Genomic DNA, 25271 nt, shown 5'->3' with positions numbered 1-25271 from the left:
TGTTTCAAATTGTCTGTACATCCAAGTCACACGTGACTACCGTCACTCATCATCACAATCCCGACTGGTCGGTTGTACCCAAAGGAGAAATACATGTCCCGACGTTCGACGTCGCGTGGGCTTTTCGGCGCACTCGCCACCGCAACTGTGTTCGCCACCGCCGCTGCGGTGGGAAGCTTGTCAGCAAGCATTGCAGGAGCCGCCCCGGCAGCGGAGATCCCCTTCGGCGGTTGGGATTCATGTCCGATCGACAATCCCGAGACCAGCACCTGTATGGACGTCACGGTCACCGGCGGAAACATGAAGATCGGCAAGCTTTCCGTCAGCATTCCCGCCGGGGCGATGCGCATCGCAGGCGGAGTTGCATACCGGGAGAATCCAGAGGCTGAATTCGGATTCGACCAAGTATTCATCCCACCCAACGACAACAGTCGGGGGATCTACGCCAAACCCATCGACATCCCCGGGGGCGCACTCGGAATCGACCTGCCATTCAACAATCTCTTCGGACTGAACAAGGCTTCGGCCACCGTAGAGTCGACGTCTGCACTCCCCACCGTGGACGCATTTCAGCTTGGTGTGAAGCTACCCGTCAAATTGAAGATCGCGAACCCTCTCCTCGGCGGCAAATGCTACCTGGGCTCGGACAACAACCCCGTCCAACTCAACTTGGATGTGACCGAATACGGTGTCCTCGAGGAGGTTCCAGGTTTCCCGGATACTGCCGTCGTTCGAAACACCGGGCACACCGGACAGCCCTTCGCGGTCCCGACAGCTTCCGGATGTGGCCCGTTCGGCGTTCTGAATCCAATCGTCAACTGGCGCGCCGGGCTTCCCTCGTCCACCACGTCCAACTCCCTCGCCACGACGAGTGACGTCTACAACATCGGTGCCGACAGCCTCAGGCCCCAGCCGGCAGGCTCACCCGAACCCGCTGCCGTCGTTGCCGAACGTAGTGCCAACTAGCAATCCAACCCACTGCCACAGAACCGTCATCGACGACAGATTGCCACCTCGAAACGGAGTTCACTTGTCCATGCGCACAATACGATTCAGAGCCGCGCTCGCCGTCGTCGCAGCGGGAGTCCTCACTCTCGGGGCGGTGTCAACCGCGACGGCGGCCCCGCTGCCCAATGCGCCGTTCGGGGGCTGGGGAAAATGCCCGATAGCCAATCCGGAGACAAGCACCTGTGTCGATGTCGTCGTCAAAGGCGGCGAAATGAACATCAACGGGCTCAAAGTACCGATTCCTTCCGGCTCGTTGAATATCGCCGGCGGTGTCGCCTATCGCGAGAACCCCGACGCTGAATTCGGGTTCGACCAGATCTTCATTCCTCCCACTGACGGCACCAAAGGCGTCTATTCCACCCCCATCGAGGTACCAGGAGGAATCTTCGGGCTCGGTATACCGTTCCCCGGCGGCTTGACCACCATCAAGGCAACAGTCGAACCGGTCGCGTTGCCAACAGTCGACGCATTCCAACTCGGTGTCACACTTCCGGCAAGATTGAAGATCTCCAACCCCTTGCTGGGCGGCAACTGCTATCTGGGTTCTGCGAGCAACCCGATCATGTTCAAACTCGGAGTGTCCGAAAATGGTGTCCTGGAGGAAGTTCCAGGATTTCCGGATACCGCCGCCGTCAGAAACGTGACGCACGCCGACCAGACGTTCGCGGTACCGGGCGCATCTGGATGTGGACTGTTCGGCGCATTGAATTGGGCAGTCAATCTTCGCGCCAACGTTCCGTCTTCGAGTGGTCACAACTCGTTGACCACCACAAGCGATGTGTTCAACATCGGCGCCGACAGCCTGCGGACGCAGTAGAGCAAGCACCGGCGACTCACGAAGTATCACCGACAACAAGGAGATATCGATGACCCATGCAGTTCGCCGCACCACCATCGTCACAGCTGCCGCCGCAGCCGCGATTGCGGTCGCAGCCGGCACCGCTCTGGCTTCGACCGTCGTCACTCCAGCGGGTCAAGCCGTGACTGCTTCGAGCAGCAATCTCAGTATCAAGACAGGAACGATCACACTTACCTGCTCCAGTACGACGGGCTCCGGGACCATCCCATCCGCGCCGGGTAATTCCAACACCGGCACCGGCGGAGTCAACGTCAATATCGGCACCCCCAGCCTGACCGGGTGCAAGGCTAACGGCCTACCCGCTGTGGTCACGACCTCCGGCTCCTGGCTATTGAACGTCTCGGCAGACACCGGATCGGCTCAGGGATCCCTGGTCATTCCTGCAGGAGGCGCAGTCGTCACGATGCCCGGATCAACATGCACAGTCACCGTCGGGGCCAGCACTGTCGGACCGCTGCCATTCGATATTCCCAACCAGCGCGTCGTGGCAAGCAACACCGGCACCGTGAACTACACACGCACCGGCACCGGACCCGTCTGCCCCGCCGCAGCCACTGGCACGGCAACAATGTCGGGCACACTGCAGTTCGCATCGGCCACACCGATCAACGTGACACCGTGACGATCGACAGCTAGACAATAGGGCTCGTTGGGGGATCGACGCTTCCGTCGGTCCTCCAACGAACGTCCTGTGGACCGGGTCCGCACACGATCGCCTTCGGTTTCGCCACGAAGCGGACCGGCGCATTATCCATCTGCTGCTTCGGTGGCGTCGAGTAACGCGTCAAGGGCGCGGTGGAGCTCGGCGAGTTCCCGCCCTCCGGTTTTCGTCAGCACTTCCGTATTCTTTGCATCCAATTGGCGGACAATGTCTTTAGCGAGCTCTATGACTCGTTTGCCCTCGTCACTGAGATCGAGGCGAACGGCTCGCGCATCGCGTCTATCGCGTTCACTGACAACAAACCCGCTCTTCTCCAACGCTCGCACGAGCTTGGATATGTAGATTCGCTGCAATCCTGTGTGCGCTGAGAGTTCTCGCTGACTCGGCCTCTCCCCCGCACTCACCAGACCATGCAGAGACGCGAGCACTGAATACTGGGCGTGAGTCAACCCCAGGTGCGCGATCGCTCGGTCAACCCCCGCCCGCCAGCGCAAGCCAAGGTGCCACACCAGCGACCCTGTCGTCCATGTTTCTCGATCTTGCATACAAATAGAATACATGGCTACTATCTCAATTAGAGTATATGGAAACTATTTGAGGAGTCGCAATGCCCACAATTCCCGTGCTCGACTCGACCATGGCCTACCGCTCGCGCGGTGAAGGAACACCCTTCGTACTCATCCACGGAAACCCCACATCCTCGCACTTGTGGCGAAACATCCTGCCGCAGATAGGAAATCTAGGCCGCGCACTTGCCCCTGACCTCATCGGAATGGGGCAGTCAGGCAAACCGCCAATCAACTACGGCTTCCTCGACACCGCCCGCTACCTCGACGCCTGGTTCGACCAGATGGAACTCGACGACGTCGTACTCGTCGGACACGACTGGGGCGGGGCACTTGCACTGGACTGGGCTGCCCGCCACCCCGATCGCGTCCGAGGTGTGGCCTTCTTCGAAACGATCCTTCGTCCGATGACCTGGGACGAACACTTCCCGGGAGAGGCACGGGCACGGGTGGAAGCTCTGAGGGACTCCGACACAGGAGAGACGAAGGTACTCGACGAGAACTTCTTTCTCGAAATAGCGCTTCACAGAACGGTTCTCGGTGAAATGACCGAAACCGATGCCGAGGCCTATCGCTCCCCTTATCCGTCACGAGAGAGTCGCCGACCCCTTCTCGAGTGGCCACGATCCTTCCCCATCGAAGGAACTCCCGGTGACGTGAATGCACGTGTGGCGGCGTACAGCGATTGGCTCGCGGAAAGCACCGACGTACCCAAACTTCTTCTCACCTTCAGCGGCCCCGCAGAACTTCTCATGATCGGACCTGACGAAGTCACGTGGAGCCGATCGAATATCGCAAATCTCGAGGTGGAACAGTGCGGTCCCGCAGGACATCTCGCCCCCGAGGATCAGCCTGCGGCCATCGCGGCGGCGATCACCGAATGGACAGAGCGGCAACACTGTTTCAACCGCGAGTGACGTGGGACCGTCGCCAAGTACTCTGAGCGCCGGTTTCCCCGACCCATGCGGTAGCGATCCAGACGATGCTCCGAAATATGGGACCGACACCACCTCCGCCGGATTTGTCCGATATAACTAACTGGCGAGTACGCCGGTTGGGACGAGGTCGAGAACGAGGGGGCGTGTGTGGTGAACGAGGACGGGTTGGGGCGAACGTCAGGATCGGGGGCTCCACACCGGGTGGGCGGCTTTCTCTATCACCGCAACGGCGACCGGTGGGAGTGGTCGGACGAAGTTGCACGGATTCACGGATACGAACCCGACCAAGTAGCTCCGACGACAGAATTGATGCTCTCGCACAAGCATCCCGACGACCGAAGACACGTTGCCCAGACACTGCACGCCATCCGCACTTCAGGCGGACCGTTCAGCAGCCGCCACCGCATCATCGACACTGCAGGGGATACTCACTCGGTAATCGTCGTCGGCGACAGCGTCGTGGACGAGTCGGGTGCCGTGGTCGGCAGCTCAGGCTTCTACATCGACGTCACCGAAACCCTCGACAGCACGGTGAAAGCGTCTGTCGACGTGCTGGTCAACGAAATCACCGCTTCTCGCGGAGTAATCGAGCAAGCCAAAGGCATGCTCATGGTGATCTACGGCATTTCGGCCGATCGCGCCTTCGACATACTCGTGTGGCGTTCTCAAGAGACCAACGTGAAACTCCGGGATGTTGCCGAGCAGTTGATAGTTCGAACGCTTGACGACTTCCGGGTCCCGACACTACTGCGGACCCGATTCGATCACGTGCTGTTACAGGGTTGAATGACAACAGGGTTGAGGGATCTGCTCAAGGCGGTTCCCGTGGCTGGCTGCTCAACCTCGAGGAACCTCGCCCGCATTGATTCCGGGACGGTCCGATGCGGCCTATCCCCGTTGTTACCCAACGCGGAGTAAAAGGAAACTACTCGTCGTCAGACTTCTCGCCGGAGGTCTCCTCGACCAGTTCAGGCGCCTGTTCTCGCGTTGCCATTCCCCCGTCGCCGCCCTTGTCCACGGGTCCTGGGTGCCCACCCTTGGGCGACTGGTCGTTGTCGTCTTTGTCGGTCATGCGATCGTCCTCATCATCTCGTCGTCTCAGTCCTGGAGCCGGTGCAAAGAGACCGGGACCCAGCTCCATCTCAATCTAACGCGCTCAGGACTTCTCGCAACCCTCACCGATTTTGTTTGCATTTCAGTGCTTTCGGGCAGGTGACTGCGAACAGCATTTCCACGATGAGAGGTCGATCCCAGTGCGCGCAGTGACTTGGCAAGGCAAACGGAAAGTAAGCGTCGATACGGTTCCGGACCCGAAGATCGTCGAACCCACCGACGCGATCATCAAGGTCACCACGACGAATATCTGCGGATCCGATCTGCACCTGTACGAGACTCTGGGTGCGTTCATGAATGCCGGCGACATTCTCGGCCATGAACCGATGGGAATCGTCGAAGAAGTCGGTTCGGAAGTCACGAATCTCGAGATAGGTGACCGCGTCGTGATTCCGTTCCAGATCTCGTGTGGCAACTGTTTCATGTGCGATTCGAGCCTCTACACACAGTGCGAGACGACGCAGGTCCGCGATCAGGGAACGGGCGCAGCATTGTTCGGCTTCTCCGAGCTCTACGGCTCGGTGCCCGGCGGGCAGGCTGAGTACCTCCGAGTACCGCAAGCACATTTCACACACATCAAAGTTCCCGAAGGTCCCGCGGATTCGCGATTCGTCTACCTCTCCGACGTGCTCCCCACCGCTTGGCAGTCGGTCGAATACGCCGACATTCCGCCGGGTGGGTCCGTGACAATCCTCGGCCTCGGACCGATCGGTGACATGGCGGCTCGTATCGCCCACCACAAGGGGTTTCGAGTAATCGGTGTGGACCGTGTACCCGAACGCCTTGCGCGCCTTGCCGAACGCGGCATCGAGACCCTCAACCTGGACGACTACGGCAGCAAGATCGGCGATGCCATCAGAGACGCGACAAACGGCCGCGGAACCGATTCGGTGATCGACGCTGTCGGTATGGAAGCGCACGGGTCTCCGATCGGAAAGCTCGCGCAGCAGTTCGTCGGACTCCTTCCCGATGCTCTTGCCGCGCCTGCGATGCGTAACGCAGGAATCGATCGCCTTGGCGCTGTCTATTCGGCCATCGACATCGTTCGGCGCGGCGGAACCATTTCTTTGATCGGTGTCTACGGCGGAATGGTTGATCCGCTGCCGCTGATGACCATGTTCGACAAGCAGATTCAGCTCAGGATGGGCCAGGCGAACGTCAAGAAGTGGGTAGAGGACATCATGCCCCTGCTCACTGACGACGACCCACTCGGCGTCGACACCTTTTCCACCCATCAGCTGCCGCTCGATCAGGCGCCACACGCCTACGAGATCTTCCAGAAGAAGCAGGAAGGCGCGGTCAAGATCCAACTGAAACCGCACCTGTAGTTCAACGCCGATCAGGTCGACGGTTCATCCGCCACGTCCGCATCTTGTTCGCGAAACCACCGATCGTCATACTCACCTCACACACGCTCGACAGAAAGAACCTGAAACCGAAATGGCTCGCGAACTTACCGTCTCCGACAGCATCGTCGTCAGCTCCGACGCGCTTTCCCTCTACGAGGTCATCAGCGATCCCACTCGTATGGGTGCCTGGAGTCCCGAAAACACAGGCGCAACCTTGCGGGGAGACCGCGAAAGCGCTTTCCTGGGCATGGAGTTCGACGGGCACAACAAGCGTGGGCGCGCGCAGTGGACCACGCGATGCACAGTCACCGCTGCCGAGGCCGGGAAGCTCTTCGAATTCCGTGTTCACAAGATCGGCCTCAGTACTCCCCGGATCCCCGCCTCTATCGCAACCTGGCAGTACCGATTCTCGCCGGTGCCCGACGGAACCCGAGTTACCGAAACGTGGACCGACGACAGGCGCGGCTGGCCGGACTTCGCCGCCGACATGTTCGACAAAATTGCCACCGGAGGAAAAACCTTCGCCGATTTTCAGCGCGGCAACATCCGCAAGACGCTCCTGAACCTCAAGAACGCAGTTGAGCAGGAGGTTTCCGGAATCGAAGATAACGTCGGCTGACCGGCCGACACCATTTGTGGCAGTTTCTGCCACTTTTGGTACAGTGCGGATATGGCAACAGCCCGCCGCACTGCACTACTTCTCCGCGTCTCGCAGAGTTGTGCTGCCGCTTTCGTCGAACGCGGCGACACTTCGACGACCATCGCGGAGCTCGCCGAGCGGGCAGAAATCTCCGAGCGAACGTTCTACCGTTGCTTCGCCACCAAAGAGGAGAGCATCTGGCCGATGCTCGACGAGGGAAACCGCAGTCTGGCCACCGCACTCAGCGCGCAAGCCCGCGAATTCGGGCTCGCAGCGGCTGTGAAGAATGCCTTTATCGCATCGGTCGGCGAGTCCTTCGAGCCGATGACCCGGTCACTGATGCCCATCATCTTCGGTGATGCGGCACTCCGGAGAGTTTGGGAATCAGCAACTTTCGAGACGATGGAACTGATTCGCCCAGAAGTCGCACGCCTGATCGACCGTCCGGAAACCTCGCTCGACACCACAGCGGCTTCGGGCCAGGCAACACTTGCGGTAGTCGCCGCACTGCGTGAGATGGCAGACCTCCGGACGCCCGCACCCGAGGCCATCACCCGCGCGCTCGGGGCGTTCTCGAAGCCATATCTCGCAACACCTACAGGTAAGGAACAATCATGACTCAGGATCTCTCCGGAAAAATCGTTCTCGTCACCGGCGGCGCACGCGGCCTGGGCGAGGCGTTTGCCCGCGGCATCGTCGCGGGCAACGGCCGCGTCGTCATCGGCGACCTACTGGACGACGACGGTCGAGCAGTGGCCGAATCTCTCGGCGACGCAGCGCGTTACGTTCACCTCGACGTCACCGATCCAGCGTCTTGGAAGTCCGCCGCCGAGTACGCAGTATCCGAGTTCGGCGCGATCAACGGTTTGGTCAACAACGCCGGAATCTCGGCGTCCGGCCAGACAGTCGCCGAGGAACCACTCGAGACGTTCCAGCGCATCATCCAGATCAACCTGGTGTCCGTGCACACCGGTATCCACACGGTGGTGCCGTTCATGAAGGCAGCCGGCGGCGGATCCATCGTGAACATCTCCTCGGCCGCCGGCCTGATGGGCATGGCTCTGACCAGCGGTTACGGCGCAGCCAAGTGGGGCGTGCGTGGGCTGAGCAAGATCGCCGCCGTCGAACTCGGCCGCGACAAGATCCGGGTCAACTCGGTTCACCCCGGCATGGTCCTGACGCCCATGACTGCACCGACGGGCATCAGCCTCGAAGAGGGCGCATTCCCCAACAATCCGTATCGCCGTGTCGGTCGCCCGGAGGAGTTGGTCGGAGCGGTCACCTACCTGCTTTCCGACGATGCCTCGTACACAACGGGTTCCGAGATCGCCGTCGACGGCGGTTGGACTGCCGGCCCGTCGATCGAATACATCGCCGGCCAGTAAGGGAGGGATCCGTTCCCGCCCGAATCTGCGCATTCCGAACGCCCTCAGGTGAATACCAAGCTCTCCCTGATTGCATTCGAAGAAGACAACTTTCGCAGTCGCCGCAGCGCCCGATGCAGGTCGAGCGACACCTCGTCTGTCGTACGGGCAAGCGACGTTGCGGTCGCCTTTGTATCGAGCCCGACGATCAGCCGCAACACCAGGACATCGCGTTCGACAATCGGGAGCGTTGTCGGAGGCGGGAGCGATCCACCGCTGAACCCGTCGGATGCCGCCCGAGCAATCGCGATGCTTGTACTCGCGTACAGCACGCGTAGAAAAGGCTGATATGTCTCCGATCCGTCGCACACTGCCGTGAGAACGGCGACGCACGCGGCATCCGCGGCGGAATCGGAAACGGCCTGATCAAGCTCGGCGCGGCACCGCAGCACAACCATCGGACGAAACGCCGCATACAAACTGGCCATGGACTCACGGCTACCGCTCCGCGCCGCGGCGGCCAATACATTCAGCGAGCCTTCCTGCAACATGGGCTCACATCTCTCTTTCTCGACGGGACATTCGTTGTGCGGTCCGAGAGATCAACTGGAACCGAACGGTCCCACGAAGTGGTTCCGGCGGATGGTCATGCCACGATCAATCCCCTGCCCGAAGGATTCTCGAGGCTCTCTCTCAGCCCTGAGGCACACCCCAGTGAAGTCCTGCATCCTTGCCGCTCACTGGCACTGACCTGGCAAATTCCTGGCAGAATGCTGATTCAAACCGAACGCCTTGCACTGCAGAATTTTTCGATCCGGTCAGCGTGTATTTGCTGCTCCAAGTCCGACCGTTCCGTTCCAGGCGACGAGGGGTCACACGGGCGTAGGGTCGAGAGAGTTCGGCTCAGTCGTCAAGAGCGGAAGGACACCCAGACAATGCGGAGCGATGGAGATACGTGGGACATCGTCAGTAGCGTCGGACTTACCGCGCTGGCAGTGGCAACGTTCCGAGCACTGGAGAGCACCCGTCCGGACGCGATCATCGAAGACAAGTTCGCATCGTGGTTCGTAGAAGCTGCAGCCGAGCCGCATTTCACAGCTCTTCTGAAAGATCCCACGCTCCTCGAGGACACCCCCTTCGGCGGTTTCATGGGGTTGCGAACCAGGTTCTTCGACGAATTCTTCTCGTCGTCAACCGAATCCGGAGTAAGGCAGGCGGTAATCGTTGCAGCAGGGTTGGATTCGCGTGCGTACCGGCTGGATTGGAGCTCAGGATCGACGGTATTCGAAGTGGATCAGCCAAAGGTGCTGGAGTTCAAAGCCGAAGTGCTCGCTGCGCACGACGCCCAGCCGAAGACCGATAGACGCACTGTGCCTACTGATCTGCGAAACGACTGGCCGGCCGCACTCGAGGAGGCTGGTTTCGACCCGAACGAACCCACGGCCTGGTCGGCGGAAGGCCTGCTCGCCTATCTCCCCGGCCCGGCCCACGACGCCCTGTTCGAGCGGATCGACAAACTCTCGGCCACCGGTAGTCGCTTGGCGGTGAACGACTTTCCGGCCGGAACCGACCCGAGCAAGCTTGCGGCCATCAGATCCAAGTACTTCGCCAAGGACCCGTTCGGAGACCTGGACATTTCGCAACTGTTCTACAGCGACAAGCGATCCGATCCGGGCCAGTGGTTGGCTGAACACAATTGGACTGTCCGACGCTTCAGCTCGGTCGAGTTGGCAGAACTGTACGATCGCCGGATCCCCGAACTCCCCGAAGAAATCGCAGCGCTGTCAACGCAACCCTCCTTTTTGGCCGCGACCAAGAACTAGCTCTCTCAGTCATCACGAAAGTTCTTCGAGTGCAGCCTTTCTCCCATTTGTCCAGCTGCAAGGTGCGTGTCACCACTACAAGTGGTTGACGGTACTCCAGAATGAAGCGATTCAGTACCTCAGGCTGAGTATGTCTACACCTCAGACGGACGCGCGCCGAAGAAGATGCTGATGAAATAAGTCCATGAATCTCGAACACACACGCAGGAAAGGCCGCCCGCTCGCGCTGGTAGCACTTGCCTCCGCAGCGGTATTCGCCCTCGCCGCATGTACTTCCGGGACTGATTCCGCACAAACCTCTGAAAACAGCACAAAGACCTCCCCCACCGCGGCACCCGCTACGGTCACGATCCCTGACAGCTCCGTCGGCAAGCAGATCACCTGGCTTCTCAGTGCGTTCAACACGAGCACGCCGTTGACCCAGGAAGAAATCGCCGAACACTTCGGGCCCACTGCACCCGTCGTCCTGACACCTCCGGACTTCGACTCCATCCGAGCCGGACAGCCTTGGACAACAGTGAAGTACAAGGGAGGCGACTCCGACGGCACAGTTTCCATCACCAGCACCACCGGCGGTGCGTTCGACGTCAACGTCGTCGTCGACGGCAACGGGCTGATCCTCGGAATGGCGATCACACCGACCAAGGACGTTCATGTGCCGGCCGCATCTTGGCAAGAACTCGAGGCAGCCGTCAAAGCGCTTCCCGCGCCGACCAATCTGACCGTCACCGAGGTCACCGAAGGAAAGAACGCCGAAGTCTTCAGTGTCGGCGACACCTCACCACAGCCCACAGGGTCAACGATCAAGCTGTACGTTCTCGGCGCGGTCGCGACGGCCGTCCAGAACGGGACACTCTCCTGGGATCAGAAGCTCACCATCACCGACGACCTCAAATCGATGCCCGGCGGGACCATGCAGGACCTGCCATCGGGAACTGAAGTCACGGTCCGAGATACCGCCGGCAAGATGATCTCGATCAGCGACAACACCGCCACCGACATGCTGATCGCTGCTGTCGGGCGCGAGCAGGTAGAAGCCGAGTTCGCCCCGATGGGCATGGCAAATCCTTCGCTCAACATCCCGCTCAAGCCGACCCGCGCACTGTTCCAACTCGGCTGGGGTGACCAAGGCGCACAACGTATCGCTTGGCGCGACGGAACTCCGGACGAGCGTCGAGCGATACTCGCGGCACTACCTGGCGGCCTGGTGGACATCCCGGCGTCAGCATTCACCACCCCCGCATGGCCTTTCGACATCGATTGGTTCGCCTCGCCCGCCGACCTGCGTGCCGCGTTGGTCACGTTGCAAGAGAAGGCGAAGACCGAGAGCGGCGCACCGGTTCGAGACATTCTCGCCGAGGATCCGGCGCTCAGTGACGAGTCCGCGAAATGGTTCACTTACGGCGGATTCAAGGGCGGCAGTTCCATCGGGGTCCTCGCGGGTGCCTATTACGTGGAACACGACGATCGTGCCTGGGTTGTCACCATGCAAACTCATGGTGACGACGCTGCACTGGTTGCCGACCCGGCTCTGTACTTCGATCCGGTCGACGACGCGATGCTCTTGATCCAGACGGATGCAACCAGTTAGTGCCCAGTGGCGGGCCGAAACCACGCACGCCGATTCATTGCCTTCGCCGATGAAGGCGCCGGATACAGAGAAGCCGCTGCGCATCCAGTGTCATCCGGATGCACAGCGGCTTCGCTAAGTCTTAGCCCGTGGGGGTCTCGGTCTCGTCCGACGAGAATCCGTCGAAGAATGCGATGACCTTCTGAAGAAGTGCCGCGATGTCGAAATCTTCCAAGCTACCCATTGCGTTCGTCCTTTCGTTTAACACTGAGGATGAAACGTGCATCTTGCAATTTCCAATGTAAAGCATGAAAAGCATTATTTCTCGACCGCGCGACACTTCGGTCGCAAATACGTCACTCAGCAAGATATGGGCAAATCACCGGAAATAACAGCTCCCACCCGCAATATTTCGGTCTTCCGCAACCCGCTGAATTCCCCAATTAGCAAGTGGGTAAATCTTGAGAAAAATTTCCCGGCGCGTCGATCACGAAAGATATTCCTGGTGAAACTCTCAATCCAAGAACACAAAGGCAGAGGAAGCTCCGACACAGCTGACACGCAGTTTTGCCCGCCTTCAAGAGTCGTCATCCACGCACATAGTGGACACTCGTATGCGATAACGAACCGGTAGCAACACAATCCCAGGCACTTTCTCCCATCTTCTGACTTTTACTCATGACCACTGAAGATTTGCGCTGGTGAAACGCAATACCAGTTCGAAAGTTCCACAACTTCTCCGGATGCTGTGCACGCGATTAACTGATCAAATATCTGTTGACTCACCGAACCCACACACTCCGCCAGAACGTCACATCCGAATGCTGGACGTTAGTTTAGATGGGTTCGTATTCTCGGAATCTGCTCGATAACGGCGGCCCCACGGATAAAACCGAGACTGCACCACCGCAGGCCGCCAGGTCATGATCCGCGACTCGGCGAAGGGTGTGCGGACAAGTCCACACGAGGGTGAAATAGGGGGTGAGACATGCCTTGGGGTCTCGTTTTACCGAGTCCGACACAGTACGTTTTCCCAGGCACGCCAGTCCCCAGATTCATACGGTGTGCAAGGACTCGTTGACGCTTCCGAGATGTTGGCAAGGCCGACCACAGGCCCCGTTCTCCCGACGAGAACGGGGCTTCCTCGGGTCGGTTTCCGCCTTCGACCGACCGGGTAGACGCGAGCATGGGCGCCACCTGCTCGGCCGAATCCACCGCTGGCCGCCACGAATCGACGACCCCGACCGTCGGCGTCGAAGAAGAATTCATCCTCGTCGACCCAACCTCCTGGTTGCCGTCCACCGACAATGTTGCGGTTGCGGAAACCGCGTCGACACTGGGGTTGGATCTTCAGCTCGAGTTGTCCCGCTGCCAAGTCGAGACCAACTCTCCCGTGTGCCATGGCATCGACGAACTCCGAACCCACTTGATCGACATGCGTCGGCTCGCGGCAAAAGCTGCCGAGTTGAACGGCTGCAGGCTGTTGGCCGTCGGCGCACCGCTTTCGGGGCCTTCGCGTTTCGAGATCAGCGACTCGCCTCGCTACCGCCGGATGGGCGAACGCTTCGGCGCCCTCGCTGCCGAACAAAGCATCTGCGGTTGCCACATCCATGTGGGCGTCGCTGATCAAGTACAGGCCGTGCAGGTCTGCAATCACGTGCGCATCTGGTTGCCCGCCTTGTTGGCACTGAGCGCCAATTCCCGTGTCCACCAAGGAGTCGACACCGACTTCGCGAGTTGGCGGGCGATCCAATGGTCCAGGTGGCCAGTCGCCGGGCCGCCGCCGTACTTCGAGACCACCGGGGACTTCGACACCGCGGTTGCGAAGATGGTGGATTGCGGCGTGATGCTCGACAAGCGGATGGCCTACTGGGATATCCGACCTTCCTGCCACCTACCGACCGTCGAGATCCGAGTCTGCGACGTTCAGCCGACAGCAGAGGATGCAGCGCTACTTGCAACCCTTGGACGGGCTCTGGTGGCAACTGCGTTACGCGCGATAGACCGGGGCATCGAGGCTCCGAACATTTCCCTCGAGAGCCTCCGCCTCGCAACCTGGGTGTCCGCGAAGGAAGGCGTCCTGGGAGCGTCGATCGATCCGATTACCTCACAAAGAATTTCAGCCACGGAACTGTTGCACCGGCTCCTGATCCATGTCCGTGACTCCCTCGACGAGGGAGGCGAGTACGCGAGCGTGGAGTCGGCGCTGCAGCTCAAGTCAGTCACAGGCAACGGCAGCGACTGGCAACAGCGAACGCTGCGCCAGGTCTGCCTTCGGGAACTGATTGCGCGTGCCGTTCAGCGCACCGTACCGACCGCGCCGACTGGCACGGATACGCACGACGAGCCGATAACGGATCAGTAGTAATGCCGCCGACCACCGATGGCGTGCCCGGCCGCGCCCAGCGCGTACAGGATGATTCCGATCACCAGCAAGACGACACCAATCGTCCACAGGATCGGAATGTTCACCACGAAACCGATTATCAGCAGGATCACGCCGAGGATGATCATCACAAGCTCCTTCAGTGCGTTCACTCGGGCGGATACGCCCGCCTCGAGCCGCATACACCGTGGATACCCGTCGGCAGAGCGTTTCATACCCACTCTGACCGGGTATTTCGCTGGGCACCATAATATTTGAAGAATCGAGCCCGCCATGATGAGAATTGTGACTCTGATCGTTCTGATCTGGCTGATAGTCGGGGCCGTCGCGGCCGGCCAACGCGGCTACTACAGCAGTTCGCCGACCAACTGCGCCGGCGTCGGGACCATCGCGCTCACGGTCATCGCGGGTCCGCTGAACTACTTCGGCGTCAACCCCAAAGTCACCGATTGCACGCTCCCCCAGCCCACCGAGTGAGCTGCGGGAAATCCACGCTAAACCGACTAGTCGTTACCCTGGAGGTGAGTCGACACACATCGAAGTGAGGGGCCACCATGACCACTGCACCAGATCGCACCCGAATCGAGTTCCCGGACATCAGCTCGCGTGCGTGGGAACACCCAGCCGATCGGGCTGCATTGGTGACGCTCCGGACGCTTCGGGGGTTCGACACTGTCCTGCGGACGCTGTCCGGACTGCTCCAAGAACGTCAGCACCGCCTCATGTACCTGGCCACGTCGGTGCGAGTCGACGAACGCCAGTTCAGCGACCTGAACGACCTGCGCCGTGACTGCGTCGACATCCTGCAGGCCGACGAGACACCCGAGCTGTTCGTACTCCAGACCCCGATGGTCAACGCCTTCACCATCGGCATGGACAAGCCGTTCATGGTGGTCACTACCGGCCTATTGGACGTGATGAACTACGAGGAACAGCGGTTCATCATCGGCCACGAACTTGGCCACGCGCTGTCCGGTCATGCTGTGTATCGGACCATCCTGATGCATTTGATGCGACTGGCCGGAACCATCGGATGGCTGCCCGTCGGCGGATGGGCATTGCGCGCGATCATCGCCGCCCTCATGGAATGGCAGCGCAAGTCAGAACTGTCCGGTGATCGTGCCGGACTGTTGTGCGGGCAGGACGTACACACCGCGATTCGCGTCCAGATGAAATTGGCGGGCGGATCCCGAGTCAGTGAAATCGACATCGACGCGTTTCTTGCCCAGGCCGCCGAGTACGACGCCAGCGGCGACCTCCGCGACGGTGTACTCAAGCTCCTCAACATCGAACTGCTCTCTCACCCGTTCTCGGTGCTTCGCGCCGCCGAGCTCAAGAAGTGGGTGGACAGCGGAGACTACGCCGCGATTCTGCGCGGAAACTACCCCCGTCGCGGCGATGACGACGGAGCGAAGATCAGCGACGAGTTCAAGAATGCAGCCAAGACCTACAAGCAGAACTTCGACGAGTCGGAGGACCCTTTGATCCGCATGGTGCGCGACATCGGTAGCGGATTGGGCGGTGCGGTCGGCGCCGTGGGGAATGGCGTCGGCGATGTAGCGTCGGACATCAAGGAACGATTCACCCACTGGCGCAAGAGTTCCGACAGGTCGAAGGGCACCGACGACGCCGAGTAAGCAGAATCGGGACCTGCCGCCGAAGGCAGTCGGCGGCAGGTCCCGGGCTCTTGGCGTGAAGGTGATGCAGGCTTCCCTCTGCACCACCCTCACGTTCACAGACAGTACCAGCAGTCGAACAAACGTGCGAACTGAAAGCGGTCGTGTCGAATCACCGGTTGTCGGGTACGCGGCATAGGACCACTACAGAAGGGAGCCGACATGCATGCTGGGCGACTGAAGAAGGTCGGTTCGAGTGACGGCCCGTTTGCCTCCGTGTACTTCGAAGACGTCCGTAACCGGGAAGATGCGCGCGAGCGCTTCGAACTCGAATGGCGCTCGATGCGCAATCAACTCACGAAACAGGGAGCATCGGAATCGCTGATCGCACGACTGGACGAGGTGAAGGATAACCATCACGGCATCTCAGGTCGCGCCGGACGCGCGATCGTCGCCACTTCCGAGGCAGTGCTGATCGACGATATTCTGCTCGAACCTGCCGGCTCCACTATCGCGACCTTGGGCGAACTGCCCTACCTGATTCCACTGATCGCACACGGATACGACACCGAACCGTTCCTCATCGCCAAGGTCGACCACACTGGCGCGGACCTGTGCGTGCGCGATGCTCGCGGGCGTGACGTGTACGGCGAAACGGTAGACGGAGACGGCTTCCCGGTCCACAAGGCACACGTGGGCGGTCAGGAGCGATACACCGACAGCCAAAGCCTCGTGGAGGAGAATATCCGGAAGAACCTGACTCAGGCTGTGGAGCGCGCGGCGGCGCTCGCCCGTGAACACAAGGTCGCGCTGGTGGTTGTCATCGGAGAAGTACAATCCCGCAAAGCTTTTGCACAGCTTTTGCCGTCGACGCTACGGGTGGTGGACGTCGAAAAGGGTTCGCGTTCAGTCGGTTCGACACCCGCCGAGGTGTCCAAGTCGATTCGTGAACTGATCGACACGCAGCGACTGCGCAGAATGGATGTGGAAACCGAACGCTACGTCGCAGAGCAGGGCCGGGACTCCGGCCTCTCCATCGACGGGACCGCACGCGTCCTCGACGCCCTCGAACAGGGCAAGGTCGAGACGCTGCTGCTCACCGATCCTGACGACAAGGAAGTCACCAGTGGAGAGTTGATCGGGCCCGCCGATCGCGTACTCCCCTACATCGCAATCGGGACCGGCACCGAGTTGGTACAGATCGACGAACGCCTCGTTCTCGCCGACGGGTACGGCGCGATACTTCGGCACCCTTGAACGCCGGAGCCTGCTGATCAGATTCGGTGGCGAGCACGTTCTATCGAGAAGCGTGCTTGCCCACCGAGTCCGGGAACCCATCGGCAATTGCTGCGACGAGTTCCAGATATGCCCGTGCCGTGCGCTTGTTCAACAACTTCAAGTCGATCGGACCGCCTTCGCCCAGGTGATCGTCGTAGGGCAACGTCTTGACCGCTCGCACTCCACGCTGAGCGAAAACGTCCTCGAGTTGATCGAGGTCGAGCGAAGACGAACCCGGCCGCGTCGAATTGATCGCCACGACCGACCTGCTCACCAGATCTGCGTATCCGTGCTTGGTCAGCCAACTGAGCGTTGCTGCAGCACTACGGGCACCATCCTGAGCTGTCGGGCTGACGACAACCAAAGCATCTGCTTCGTCGAGAATTCCGTACATGGCCGAGTGCATGATTCCGGTGCCACAGTCGGTGATGACGATGTTGTAGTGCACCTCGAGAATTCGGAGAGTATCGAGGTAGTCCTGCTCGTTGAACGACTCCGAAGTTTCCGGATCTGCCTCACTCGCAAGGATTTCGAGTCGGCTGTCGCCTTGCGAGGTGTAGTAGCGAACATCGCTGTACGTACGAATGTCACCGTCGGCCAACAGATCACGAACGGTCAGGTGATGTTCACGTCGTTCGCGATCAGCCAGAGTCCCCAGGTCGGGATTGGCGTCGATGGCTACGATTCGATCCCCACGGATCGATGCGAACGTCGAACCGACAGTTTTGGCCGCCGTGGTTTTCCCCACTCCACCCTTGAGTGAGATGAAAGCAATCTTGTACACGCCGCGCACCGTTCGGTTGGCACGGCGCACGAGAGCCTGGTGTTCGAGTTCGGCAGCCGACTGCCCAGTGTTGATCCGGCCCCCGGTGAGTTTGAACAACACACTGCCCAAACCGCGTTCGGGTGGACGCTTCGCCCGCTTGATGATGTCCAGGTCGTCGACGGAGGTCATAGGCCTGGGCGTCGAGGTCCGGAAATCGGTCGGCTCTTCACGACGTTGCTGGCGCATCCGCTGACTGGGCAACGGTTTTGCTGCAGGCTCGTCGAATTGTGGTGTGAAGGTGACGGTTCGAATCGACGTTGCATAGCCGTCGTCGGACGCGTCGAAATGGCCGTCGCCCTGAGTCGTTCCGGAGTTGTTCCCCAGGACTCCGTTATTCGAACCGTTGTTATCGCTGCGCACCGTTTTCCTAGGTCGAGTTCGGAATCATTTCGGACATAGCCTCTCGGACGCTATCACTCTGGCGGGCTTGCCGTTCTCTGCTCAATACCGTCGTGGCACAACAGACCGTTACACCCGCACTTCGATGACTTTGGTCCCCAAGCTTGTGCCGATCTCAGCAAATACGAACGTCGTAACGATATGCGGCACAGATATCTTCATCTGCCGCTAGAAACAGCCTTCCGCAATGTCAGGGCAAATCCCTTGGTAACAAACGAGAAAAGGGAGGGCGATCGCCTCGGCGATCGCCCTCCCTTCATGGACAAGTGTTCAGCTGCTGCAGAATTCCGAACTACCGAGACTTCCGAAAATCGTCGACAGATCCACACTTCCGAACGAACTGCCCGTATCGCAGCCGTCGGCAGTGAGCGCGAAGTCGACACCGGTGACGTCATTCGTGCTCAGATTCACCGGAATTACTGCTGGATCGGCACCGCATCCGCTGCCGGGAACCACTTCTACGGAATAGCCGTCCTTGGCCGGCTTGTACTGAAAGAAGTAGTCACCGGAATCATCCGTCGTTGTCGTCGCGATTTGCGTGCCGGCATCGAGGAGATTCAACGTCACGTCAGACGCCCCGACCCCGTCGGCACCCGGACACCCAGTGACAGATCCGACGATGCTGAACACCTTCACCAACTCGAAGTCGATCCCGGTCGCGTCGGACGTCGTCAGATCTACCGCCGTCCTGTCGGGTACGGATCCGCATCCAGCCGGCGAGTATGGACTGACCGTGTAATTGCCCGGAGGAACGTTCGTGATCGTGTATGCGCCACCCACCCCGACAGTGGCCGAGGATATCTGCGTCGAGCCATCCCATACGACCATCCATATCCCGACCGGATCGCCAGTATCGCTACACGAGTTGACAAGGGTGCCCGACACGGAGCGTGTGACCGGGTCCGCCGAGGCCACCGAAGACAGGAAGAGACCGAACGCACCCATCAGGGCGAATATCGCAAAGAATCGACGCCTCATGAAACTCTCCTATGTGTTTGCCCTGCCGTCGACCCGTTGCCGGCGACCAGAGCCAAGTCTGGCACCGGAAAATGACCGTCACGTTTGTTTCACCCGGTCCTCGGCAAAGTTTGGCGAATCGGACAAATCCCCCACCTAACGCGTTCGTCGGTCGGCCACCGAAACGATCCCGACCGATCACCTACTAAGCCCGGTAGTAGGCGCCTGTATCCTTTCGCGTATGACGCCGGGTCCGAAAGATGTCGCGCAGCTGCGCGGTGCTTTCGTGGGCGGCACCTCCGGCGCGGTTTCCGTCGCAGCCCACGCGCTCGGTGGTGGCGGCATGGCCCCGTCCGAAAGCGCTGTCGTGTTGCTGATCCTCGCCTGCGCGAGCGTCGGCGCGGTGGTCACGTCCATCGACACCCGTCGCTCCCCCGCGCTCTTGCTCGCCCTCATGCTCGTTGCGGGTCAGGCCATCGGTCACGCGACGTTGACCATCGCTTCGGATCATCAACACGGCCTGCTCCTGTCCCTTCCGATGCTCGCAGCACACATCGCTGCCGTCGGAGTGTGCGCAGTGCTGATCCGCGGCGCAGAACGCGGATACGTCGTGGCCGCATCGACGGTAGCGGCAATCGTCGCCGTTCTATTGCGCCCGTGGGCAGCTGAACCGTCACCGTTCGCTGCACGTACTCGATACCGCGCCAAAGTTGTTCTACGTCAACTTCTCACCTCAGGCCTGGGCACTCGCGGCCCACCGGCATTCGTGTAACTCACCTCCCCTTTCCTTTCACGCACGTGATTACGTGCGCCACTTTGCTGTGCGCCTTTATTAACCGCCCGCGGTTAACAAAGGCGCACAGCGGGATCGAGTACACGCATGTCCGCACCCGAATTGGAGCGCGCACAGACGCGCGCGTCCAACGACAGTTCTCCCCCGAAGAAGCAGGTTGGCGGCGCCAGACCACTGATCCTGCGTCTGCACTTCTACGCCGGCGTCCTGATCGGACCGTTCATCCTCATCGCCGCTTTGAGCGGCGGCCTCTACGCGATGGCACCCACCATCGAGAAGTTCGTTTACAGCGACTACCTCCAGACCGACACCACCGGACAGATCGCGTCACTGAACGACCAGATCCGTTCCGCTCAGCAGTACCGCCCCGACTTGACCGTCTCGGCAGTACGTCCGTCCCCTGCTGCCGGCGAAACCACCCGAGTCCTGTTCACCGATCCGTCACTGGGCGAATCGGAGAGGCTCGCCGTCTTCGTCGATCCGGTGCTCGCACAGCCGGTCGGCGAGTTGGCGGTCTACGGAAGCAGTGGTTCGCTGCCACTGCGAACCTGGATCTCCCAACTGCATCGCCACCTTCATCTGGGCGAACCCGGCCGCCTCTACAGCGAATTGGCCGCGTCGTGGATGTGGGTGGTCGCACTCGGCGGTGTCTACCTCTGGTTCCGTCGTTACCGCACCGCCCGGAACGCTCGACTGCTCACGATCGACCGAGCATCCACCGGACGAAGCCGGACCCTGAACTGGCACGGTGTCGTCGGCATCTGGATAGCAGTTGCATTGGTCTTCCTCTCGGCGACCGGCCTCACGTGGTCGACCTACGCCGGAGAGAACGTCAGCAATCTGAGAACCGCGTTGAGTTGGACGACGCCCTCAGTTGTGAAAACTCTCGGCGACGCTCCCCCTCCGGCGACAGGCGGGCACGAGGGTCACGACATGGCCCCCGCCGCCACCGGCACGCTGACGGACACCAACGTCGGACGCGTCGACACCGTCCTCGGTATCGCCAGGTACAACGGGATCACCGGTCCTGTCGAAGTATCGATACCCGCGAACGCCGAGACGGCGTTCACCGTCGCCCAGACACGTCAGCCCTGGGTGTACAGCAACAACACCATCGCAATCGACGGAGCGACGCAAAAGGTCACCGACGAGTTGTGGTTCTCGGATTGGCCACTCGCAGCCAAACTTTCGGCCTGGGGAATCCAACTCCACATGGGCCTGCTGTTCGGTCTTGCCAACCAGATCGCACTCGCCGCACTGGCACTCGCACTGGTCAGCGTGGTCATTCGGGGCTACATCATGTGGTGGCGCCGACGCCCCACTCGTGGCTCCGACTGGGCAGCCGGCCGAGTTCCTGCCCGCGGCGGAATCCGCAACCTCTCCCCGGTCGGCCTCGTTGCGCTCGTCGCGATCACGGCGTTGGTCGGTTGGTTCGTTCCGCTACTCGGCATCAGCCTTCTCGCATTCCTGCTGATCGACCTGTGCATTGCGGCGTTCAAACGCCGTGCCACCACCTGACACTTCACGAATTACGGAGACACACATGACTGTTCGCACAAAGATATTCGCAGCTGTTGCACTGTCCGCAGCTCTCGCCCTGACCGGCTGTTCTTCCAACTCCGACAAGGAAACCGAAGCTGCACAATCCATCACAGTTCAGGATCAATGGGTCAAGGCCGCGCCGGAAGGAATGAGCGCGGCGTTCGCCGAACTCGTCAACTCCAGTGACAAGGACGTACGCGTGGTCTCGGCCACCAGCCCCGCGTCGTCTCGACTCGAACTGCACGAAGTCGTGACCGGCGACGGCGGAACGATGACGATGCGTCCCAAGGACGGCGGTTTCCTGGTCCCTGCCAACGGGTCCGCCTCCCTCACCCCGGGCGGTGACCACCTCATGTTCATGGACCTGTCCGCGCCGCTGCTCCCGGGCGCAGAAACCGACCTCACCTTGATCTACGACGACGGTTCCAGCACCACGTTCACAGCCCAGATTCGCGACTTCTCCGGTAATCAGGAGAACTACGACCCGAATCACGGTGGCTGAGAACACGAACCCGCCCAGCCGAGCAGTCAGTCGGCGGCGCCTTCTCGGAGGAGGCGCCGCCGCGCTCGGCGTGGCGGGAATAACCTGGGGCGCAACCACAGTGGTCGAGCGCAGCCAACAGGAGCAGCAAGCAGGCAAGCTGGTGGAACCGTTCTACGGAGTCCACCAAGCCGGCATCGACACCACGCCGCAAGCGCACGGCACCTTCATCGGGTTCGACCTCTTGCCTGGAACCGATCGAGCAGTCGTCGTCGGAATCATGAAGATGTGGTCCGAGGATGCGTCACGGCTCACCGCGGGCTACCCGGCGTTGGCGGACACCGAACGGGAACTGGCTGTGGATCCGGCACGCTTGACAGTGACCGTCGGCTACGGCCCTGGCCTGTTCACCAAGCTGGGATTGCAAGCACGTCAACCGGACTGGTTCGAGCCGTTGCCGAGCTACGCGATCGACCGACTTGACGATCGATGGGGCGGATCGGACCTGTTGTTGCAGATTTGTGGCGACGATCCGGTGACCATTGCTCATGCTGTGCGAGTTCTGACCAAGAACGTCCGATCACTGACGACCATCCGGTGGACGCAAAAGGGGTTCCGCAACGCTCGCGGCACCACGCCTGAGGGAACCACGATGCGCAATCTCATGGGCCAAGTGGACGGGACCGTCAATCCTGCTCCGGGAACAGTGGATTTCGATTCACTGATCTGGCACGACGGCGCGGGTCAGTCGTGGCTGGCGGGCGGAACCTCGTTGGTACTGCGACGCATTCGCATGGAAATGGATACCTGGGACGAACTCGACCGTTCGGGGCGCGAACTCACGATGGGGCGCACGTTGTCCAATGGCGCTCCGCTCAACGGAACCAACGAATTCGACGAAGCGGATTTCACACTCACGGACAAGTTCGGGATTCCGGTGATCCCGCCAGGATCACACATCGCGCGAGCCCACCAGACGCATGAGAAGGAGCAGTTCTTCCGTCGGGCATACAACTACGACGACGCACCCGAGAGCGGGCAGACCTCGAATTCGGGATTGATCTTCGCAGCATTCCAACGGGACATCGCCGAGCAATATCTACCGGTCCAACAGCGATTGAGTGACTTCGACGCACTCAACGAGTGGACGACGCCGATCGGTTCTGCGGTGTATCTCATTCCGCCGGGATGCACCGAGAACGACTATCTGGGAAGCGGATTGCTCGGCTGACAACCCCGGGCAACGATATTGTGGGGGCTGGATCCGAACGGATCCCGCCCCCACAATGCCTTCTACCTGAAGTTGTTGCGTTACTTGGACTTACGAGGTCCCGGCATGACCGCACCTGGACGGGCGGTAGTCAACCTCGTGACCCAACCACTGACGGGCCACTTCTTCAGTCCGACGTTGTGTGGGGTGACCTCGGTTCCGACGTACTTGGCAGCAAGCTCGTCGTCGACGGTTCCGTTGAACCGCCACAGTTGGCTTCCGTCGGCATTGCGGGTGGACACCTCCCATGACTGAGCACGGAAGGCACCACGAATGATGCTGTCGGCAAACACCAGAACGGGGATTCCGATCTCGGCACGAACGGCCGCACCGGCAGACCACTCGGCGCGCGCGAGTTCGTAGATCTCTTCCGGCGTTGCTCCCGGACGGGCGGAGGCCGGTACGTGGAGGACGATGCTCGGCGTCGGGAGTTCCGGCGCGGGATCAGCCGAGTAGCGCAATGCGAGTTCCTCGACGCGCGTCGCACGGGCGTCCTTGTCCGAGGTATCGCCTGCGAGATTGGTCAGACCCTCTCCCGCGTCGGTGATCCGCAAGGCTTCCACGATGCCTCGGACGACCTCGTCGGTAGTGGCGGCCGAATCCGTGGCGGCAGAGACCGAGCGGAGGAGTACGAAGTGCTCCACCGCCGAACCTGCGTCGTAGATCTCGCGGATCCGAGCGATCTTGGCTGCCGTCACAGCGGCATTCGACTCGACCGGAGCGTCCGCTCCTTCGAGGTTCGCGAGTTCACCGAGCGCTTCGAATACCGGCGCGAATACTTGATTTCCCGTGCCGTGCCCGACATGGAACACCTGGTCGTTACGCGGGTCACGCAAAGCAAAGACGTACTGCCCCAGTCTCTTACCGACCTTCTCGGAGAACGGCTGCGGAGCCGGCTTCCTGACGACGACCTCGGTGGACAGAGTGCGCATCACGGCCAGACGTAGTGCGTCTGGCACGCTGGTGGAACCGGCAGCACCGGAAAAGATTGCCGCCGAAGCAGCGCTGATCGAGGTGAACGTGCGGCCGACTTGCTTCTCGAGAGATGCAGAGACCGTACCGACCGCAGTCAGTTTTGCATCGAGGGTGCCGTCACCCTCGACAAGGAACTCCTTGATCAACGGAGCAACGAGCAAGGTGGAGCCGATAGCGCGAGGAACTGTCCAGACAATAGCCATGCCACGAGCCTAGGCGATCACCTCGAGACGCGAGGCGAACGCGACTCAGCCCGCCGCTGCCGGCCCGGCCAGTCCCTGCACAAGTAGGTTCCAGGCCGACTGCGCGACTTCTTTTCGCGAGCTCTCGGCAGTCCGTTCCATGATCGCGGCGAACATGGCGATCGCCAGGATCACGTCCTCAGCAGTCACGGACTCGCGTATCTTCCCAGCTCGACGCGCCTCCTCGAGCCGTCCTTCGAGGAGATCGGTCAGACGGGTGCCTGCCGAATTCAGTCGTGAGTCGCCGAAGGAGACGGGCTTGATGACCTCCACGAACACGATGGAGGTGGTGATCTGGTCTACCAACAATCGAAAAAGATCGTCGAGAGTCGAATCCGGATCGGCAGCCATATCTTGCAGCTCGACGATGTTCTCGTCGAACACCGCGAGTGCGAGGCTTTCGCGAGTGGGAAAGTGCCGGTAGAGGCTGCCCTGACCGACGCCGGCCGTGCGGGCGATCAGGCTGAGCGGAGCAGCAAAACCCTGAGTGGCGAACACCTCACGAGCTGCTGAGACGAGTGCCGCACGATTGCGCGCCGCATCTCTCGGCCCTCTGTTGAGAGATCCGCTATTGACGCGGCCAGACGATGTCACGCACACTACGATACCAACCGG

The 25271-nt window shown here is 60.7% G+C and carries 27 protein-coding genes; 19 read left to right on the top strand and 8 right to left on the bottom strand.

The window, feature by feature from the left end:
* The first annotated feature begins 93 nt into the window (after positions 1-93).
* The 3 genes from ATN38_RS29775 (at position 94) to ATN38_RS29765 (ending at position 2489) form a co-directional block, all read left to right on the top strand.
* Positions 94-966 (top strand): hypothetical protein, encoded by an 873-nt coding sequence (locus tag ATN38_RS29775; RefSeq protein ID WP_007734676.1) that lies wholly within the window; start codon positions 94-96, stop codon positions 964-966.
* A gap of 70 nt (positions 967-1036) precedes the next feature.
* Complete coding sequence (locus tag ATN38_RS29770; RefSeq protein ID WP_003945568.1) at positions 1037-1825, top strand: hypothetical protein; 789 nt, start codon at positions 1037-1039, stop codon at positions 1823-1825.
* Positions 1826-1874: 49 nt separating this feature from the next.
* Positions 1875-2489 carry a hypothetical protein gene (locus tag ATN38_RS29765; protein WP_047269291.1) on the top strand — a complete coding sequence of 205 codons (615 nt, stop codon included), beginning with the start codon at positions 1875-1877 and terminating at the stop codon, positions 2487-2489.
* 125 nt (positions 2490-2614) lie between these two features.
* Here ATN38_RS29765 and ATN38_RS29760 read toward each other — a convergent pair whose 3' ends face one another.
* Positions 2615-3073, bottom strand: a complete 459-nt coding sequence (locus ATN38_RS29760; protein WP_176741993.1) for a MarR family winged helix-turn-helix transcriptional regulator — start codon at positions 3071-3073, stop codon at positions 2615-2617.
* A 62-nt stretch (positions 3074-3135) separates the two neighbouring features.
* Here ATN38_RS29760 and ATN38_RS29755 point away from each other — a divergent pair, with 62 nt between their 5' ends.
* Both ATN38_RS29755 and ATN38_RS29750 read left to right on the top strand, forming a co-directional pair.
* A complete protein-coding gene (locus tag ATN38_RS29755) occupies positions 3136-4011 on the top strand; it encodes a haloalkane dehalogenase (protein ID WP_047269290.1) in 876 nt (291 codons plus the stop codon).
* Positions 4012-4179: 168 nt separating this feature from the next.
* Positions 4180-4818, top strand: a complete 639-nt coding sequence (locus ATN38_RS29750) for a PAS and ANTAR domain-containing protein (RefSeq protein ID WP_037132380.1) — start codon at positions 4180-4182, stop codon at positions 4816-4818.
* A gap of 139 nt (positions 4819-4957) precedes the next feature.
* Here ATN38_RS29750 and ATN38_RS29745 read toward each other — a convergent pair whose 3' ends face one another.
* The gene (locus tag ATN38_RS29745; RefSeq protein ID WP_164490549.1) at positions 4958-5104 is read right to left on the bottom strand and encodes a hypothetical protein; all 147 of its coding nucleotides are present in this window, start codon (positions 5102-5104) and stop codon (positions 4958-4960) included.
* 181 nt (positions 5105-5285) lie between these two features.
* On the opposite strand from ATN38_RS29745, the gene ATN38_RS29740 reads away from it, so the two are divergent.
* The 4 genes from ATN38_RS29740 to ATN38_RS29725 all read left to right on the top strand — a co-directional run bounded on the left by ATN38_RS29740 (position 5286) and on the right by ATN38_RS29725 (position 8519).
* Positions 5286-6473, top strand: a complete 1188-nt coding sequence (locus ATN38_RS29740) for a zinc-dependent alcohol dehydrogenase (protein ID WP_042452468.1) — start codon at positions 5286-5288, stop codon at positions 6471-6473.
* Positions 6474-6585: 112 nt separating this feature from the next.
* The gene (locus ATN38_RS29735; RefSeq protein ID WP_042452472.1) at positions 6586-7113 is read left to right on the top strand and encodes an SRPBCC family protein; all 528 of its coding nucleotides are present in this window, start codon (positions 6586-6588) and stop codon (positions 7111-7113) included.
* A gap of 51 nt (positions 7114-7164) precedes the next feature.
* Positions 7165-7752 carry a TetR/AcrR family transcriptional regulator gene (locus ATN38_RS29730; RefSeq protein WP_007734655.1) on the top strand — a complete coding sequence of 196 codons (588 nt, stop codon included), beginning with the start codon at positions 7165-7167 and terminating at the stop codon, positions 7750-7752.
* Entirely contained in the window at positions 7749-8519 is a 771-nt protein-coding gene (locus ATN38_RS29725) for a glucose 1-dehydrogenase (RefSeq protein ID WP_003945779.1), read from the top strand. Before ATN38_RS29730 ends, ATN38_RS29725 begins: the two co-directional genes overlap by 4 nt.
* A gap of 44 nt (positions 8520-8563) precedes the next feature.
* Here the strand turns inward: ATN38_RS29725 and ATN38_RS29720 are convergent, their stop codons facing one another.
* Positions 8564-9049 (bottom strand): RNA polymerase subunit sigma, encoded by a 486-nt coding sequence (locus ATN38_RS29720; RefSeq protein WP_076949145.1) that lies wholly within the window; start codon positions 9047-9049, stop codon positions 8564-8566.
* A 384-nt stretch (positions 9050-9433) separates the two neighbouring features.
* Here ATN38_RS29720 and ATN38_RS29715 point away from each other — a divergent pair, with 384 nt between their 5' ends.
* The 3 genes from ATN38_RS29715 to ATN38_RS29705 all read left to right on the top strand — a co-directional run bounded on the left by ATN38_RS29715 (position 9434) and on the right by ATN38_RS29705 (position 14256).
* Positions 9434-10321, top strand: coding sequence for a class I SAM-dependent methyltransferase (locus ATN38_RS29715; RefSeq protein WP_161120320.1), 888 nt, complete (start codon positions 9434-9436; stop codon positions 10319-10321).
* A 184-nt stretch (positions 10322-10505) separates the two neighbouring features.
* Positions 10506-11912 carry a serine hydrolase gene (locus ATN38_RS29710; RefSeq protein WP_161120319.1) on the top strand — a complete coding sequence of 469 codons (1407 nt, stop codon included), beginning with the start codon at positions 10506-10508 and terminating at the stop codon, positions 11910-11912.
* A gap of 1165 nt (positions 11913-13077) precedes the next feature.
* A complete protein-coding gene (locus tag ATN38_RS29705) occupies positions 13078-14256 on the top strand; it encodes a glutamate--cysteine ligase (RefSeq protein ID WP_218749224.1) in 1179 nt (392 codons plus the stop codon).
* Here the strand turns inward: ATN38_RS29705 and ATN38_RS29700 are convergent.
* The gene (locus ATN38_RS29700; RefSeq protein ID WP_003945912.1) at positions 14250-14405 is read right to left on the bottom strand and encodes a DUF6131 family protein; all 156 of its coding nucleotides are present in this window, start codon (positions 14403-14405) and stop codon (positions 14250-14252) included. The two genes, ATN38_RS29705 and ATN38_RS29700, sit on opposite strands and share 7 nt — an antisense overlap.
* A 145-nt stretch (positions 14406-14550) precedes the next feature.
* Here ATN38_RS29700 and ATN38_RS29695 point away from each other — a divergent pair, with 145 nt between their 5' ends.
* From ATN38_RS29695 to ATN38_RS29685, 3 genes are all read left to right on the top strand, one after another.
* Positions 14551-14754 (top strand): hypothetical protein, encoded by a 204-nt coding sequence (locus tag ATN38_RS29695; RefSeq protein WP_003945456.1) that lies wholly within the window; start codon positions 14551-14553, stop codon positions 14752-14754.
* Between the two features lie 77 nt (positions 14755-14831).
* Positions 14832-15914: a M48 family metallopeptidase gene (locus ATN38_RS29690; protein WP_042452503.1), complete on the top strand. Its 1083-nt coding sequence runs from the start codon at positions 14832-14834 to the stop codon at positions 15912-15914.
* Between the two features lie 201 nt (positions 15915-16115).
* A complete protein-coding gene (locus ATN38_RS29685) occupies positions 16116-17150 on the top strand; it encodes a hypothetical protein (protein WP_007734628.1) in 1035 nt (344 codons plus the stop codon).
* A gap of 40 nt (positions 17151-17190) precedes the next feature.
* On the opposite strand, the gene ATN38_RS29680 is transcribed toward ATN38_RS29685, so the two are convergent.
* Both ATN38_RS29680 and ATN38_RS29675 read right to left on the bottom strand, forming a co-directional pair.
* Positions 17191-18357: a MinD/ParA family protein gene (locus tag ATN38_RS29680; RefSeq protein ID WP_003945525.1), complete on the bottom strand. Its 1167-nt coding sequence runs from the start codon at positions 18355-18357 to the stop codon at positions 17191-17193.
* A 309-nt stretch (positions 18358-18666) separates the two neighbouring features.
* Entirely contained in the window at positions 18667-19374 is a 708-nt protein-coding gene (locus ATN38_RS29675) for a hypothetical protein (protein ID WP_218749223.1), read from the bottom strand.
* Positions 19375-19594: 220 nt separating this feature from the next.
* On the opposite strand from ATN38_RS29675, the gene ATN38_RS29670 reads away from it, so the two are divergent.
* The 4 genes from ATN38_RS29670 to ATN38_RS29655 all read left to right on the top strand — a co-directional run bounded on the left by ATN38_RS29670 (position 19595) and on the right by ATN38_RS29655 (position 23400).
* Entirely contained in the window at positions 19595-20125 is a 531-nt protein-coding gene (locus ATN38_RS29670; protein WP_037132363.1) for a hypothetical protein, read from the top strand.
* 108 nt (positions 20126-20233) lie between these two features.
* Positions 20234-21664 (top strand): PepSY domain-containing protein, encoded by a 1431-nt coding sequence (locus tag ATN38_RS29665; protein ID WP_161120318.1) that lies wholly within the window; start codon positions 20234-20236, stop codon positions 21662-21664.
* Between the two features lie 25 nt (positions 21665-21689).
* Positions 21690-22190 (top strand): copper chaperone PCu(A)C, encoded by a 501-nt coding sequence (locus tag ATN38_RS29660; protein ID WP_003945769.1) that lies wholly within the window; start codon positions 21690-21692, stop codon positions 22188-22190.
* A complete protein-coding gene (locus ATN38_RS29655) occupies positions 22183-23400 on the top strand; it encodes a Dyp-type peroxidase (protein WP_042452507.1) in 1218 nt (405 codons plus the stop codon). Before ATN38_RS29660 ends, ATN38_RS29655 begins: the two co-directional genes overlap by 8 nt.
* Before the next feature lie 80 nt (positions 23401-23480).
* Here ATN38_RS29655 and ATN38_RS29650 read toward each other — a convergent pair whose 3' ends face one another.
* Positions 23481-24617 carry a GIY-YIG nuclease family protein gene (locus ATN38_RS29650; RefSeq protein ID WP_042452510.1) on the bottom strand — a complete coding sequence of 379 codons (1137 nt, stop codon included), beginning with the start codon at positions 24615-24617 and terminating at the stop codon, positions 23481-23483.
* Between the two features lie 45 nt (positions 24618-24662).
* The gene (locus ATN38_RS29645) at positions 24663-25250 is read right to left on the bottom strand and encodes a TetR/AcrR family transcriptional regulator (RefSeq protein ID WP_228401948.1); all 588 of its coding nucleotides are present in this window, start codon (positions 25248-25250) and stop codon (positions 24663-24665) included.
* Positions 25251-25271 lie beyond the last annotated feature (21 nt).

This window comes from Rhodococcus sp. FH8 (assembly GCF_019266085.1).
Lineage (GTDB): Bacteria > Actinomycetota > Actinomycetes > Mycobacteriales > Mycobacteriaceae > Rhodococcus_F > Rhodococcus_F qingshengii.
This window is presented reverse-complemented; position numbering and strand designations above follow the sequence as displayed.

Excerpts from the sequence above, each read along its gene's own strand:
- ATN38_RS29775 (WP_007734676.1), top strand. The coding sequence starts at position 94 with ATGTCCCGACGTTCGACGTCGCGTGGGCTTTTCGGCGCACTCGCCACC.
- ATN38_RS29770 (WP_003945568.1), top strand. The coding sequence starts at position 1,037 with ATGCGCACAATACGATTCAGAGCCGCGCTCGCCGTCGTCGCAGCGGGA.
- ATN38_RS29765 (WP_047269291.1), top strand. The coding sequence starts at position 1,875 with ATGACCCATGCAGTTCGCCGCACCACCATCGTCACAGCTGCCGCCGCA.
- ATN38_RS29760 (WP_176741993.1), bottom strand. The coding sequence starts at position 3,073 with ATGCAAGATCGAGAAACATGGACGACAGGGTCGCTGGTGTGGCACCTT.
- ATN38_RS29755 (WP_047269290.1), top strand. The coding sequence starts at position 3,136 with ATGCCCACAATTCCCGTGCTCGACTCGACCATGGCCTACCGCTCGCGC.
- ATN38_RS29745 (WP_164490549.1), bottom strand. The coding sequence starts at position 5,104 with ATGACCGACAAAGACGACAACGACCAGTCGCCCAAGGGTGGGCACCCA.
- ATN38_RS29735 (WP_042452472.1), top strand. The coding sequence starts at position 6,586 with ATGGCTCGCGAACTTACCGTCTCCGACAGCATCGTCGTCAGCTCCGAC.
- ATN38_RS29730 (WP_007734655.1), top strand. The coding sequence starts at position 7,165 with ATGGCAACAGCCCGCCGCACTGCACTACTTCTCCGCGTCTCGCAGAGT.
- ATN38_RS29725 (WP_003945779.1), top strand. The coding sequence starts at position 7,749 with ATGACTCAGGATCTCTCCGGAAAAATCGTTCTCGTCACCGGCGGCGCA.
- ATN38_RS29720 (WP_076949145.1), bottom strand. The coding sequence starts at position 9,049 with ATGTTGCAGGAAGGCTCGCTGAATGTATTGGCCGCCGCGGCGCGGAGC.
- ATN38_RS29715 (WP_161120320.1), top strand. The coding sequence starts at position 9,434 with ATGCGGAGCGATGGAGATACGTGGGACATCGTCAGTAGCGTCGGACTT.
- ATN38_RS29710 (WP_161120319.1), top strand. The coding sequence starts at position 10,506 with ATGAATCTCGAACACACACGCAGGAAAGGCCGCCCGCTCGCGCTGGTA.
- ATN38_RS29705 (WP_218749224.1), top strand. The coding sequence starts at position 13,078 with ATGGGCGCCACCTGCTCGGCCGAATCCACCGCTGGCCGCCACGAATCG.
- ATN38_RS29700 (WP_003945912.1), bottom strand. The coding sequence starts at position 14,405 with ATGATCATCCTCGGCGTGATCCTGCTGATAATCGGTTTCGTGGTGAAC.
- ATN38_RS29695 (WP_003945456.1), top strand. The coding sequence starts at position 14,551 with ATGATGAGAATTGTGACTCTGATCGTTCTGATCTGGCTGATAGTCGGG.
- ATN38_RS29690 (WP_042452503.1), top strand. The coding sequence starts at position 14,832 with ATGACCACTGCACCAGATCGCACCCGAATCGAGTTCCCGGACATCAGC.
- ATN38_RS29685 (WP_007734628.1), top strand. The coding sequence starts at position 16,116 with ATGCATGCTGGGCGACTGAAGAAGGTCGGTTCGAGTGACGGCCCGTTT.
- ATN38_RS29675 (WP_218749223.1), bottom strand. The coding sequence starts at position 19,374 with ATGAGGCGTCGATTCTTTGCGATATTCGCCCTGATGGGTGCGTTCGGT.
- ATN38_RS29670 (WP_037132363.1), top strand. The coding sequence starts at position 19,595 with ATGACGCCGGGTCCGAAAGATGTCGCGCAGCTGCGCGGTGCTTTCGTG.
- ATN38_RS29665 (WP_161120318.1), top strand. The coding sequence starts at position 20,234 with ATGTCCGCACCCGAATTGGAGCGCGCACAGACGCGCGCGTCCAACGAC.
- ATN38_RS29660 (WP_003945769.1), top strand. The coding sequence starts at position 21,690 with ATGACTGTTCGCACAAAGATATTCGCAGCTGTTGCACTGTCCGCAGCT.
- ATN38_RS29650 (WP_042452510.1), bottom strand. The coding sequence starts at position 24,617 with ATGGCTATTGTCTGGACAGTTCCTCGCGCTATCGGCTCCACCTTGCTC.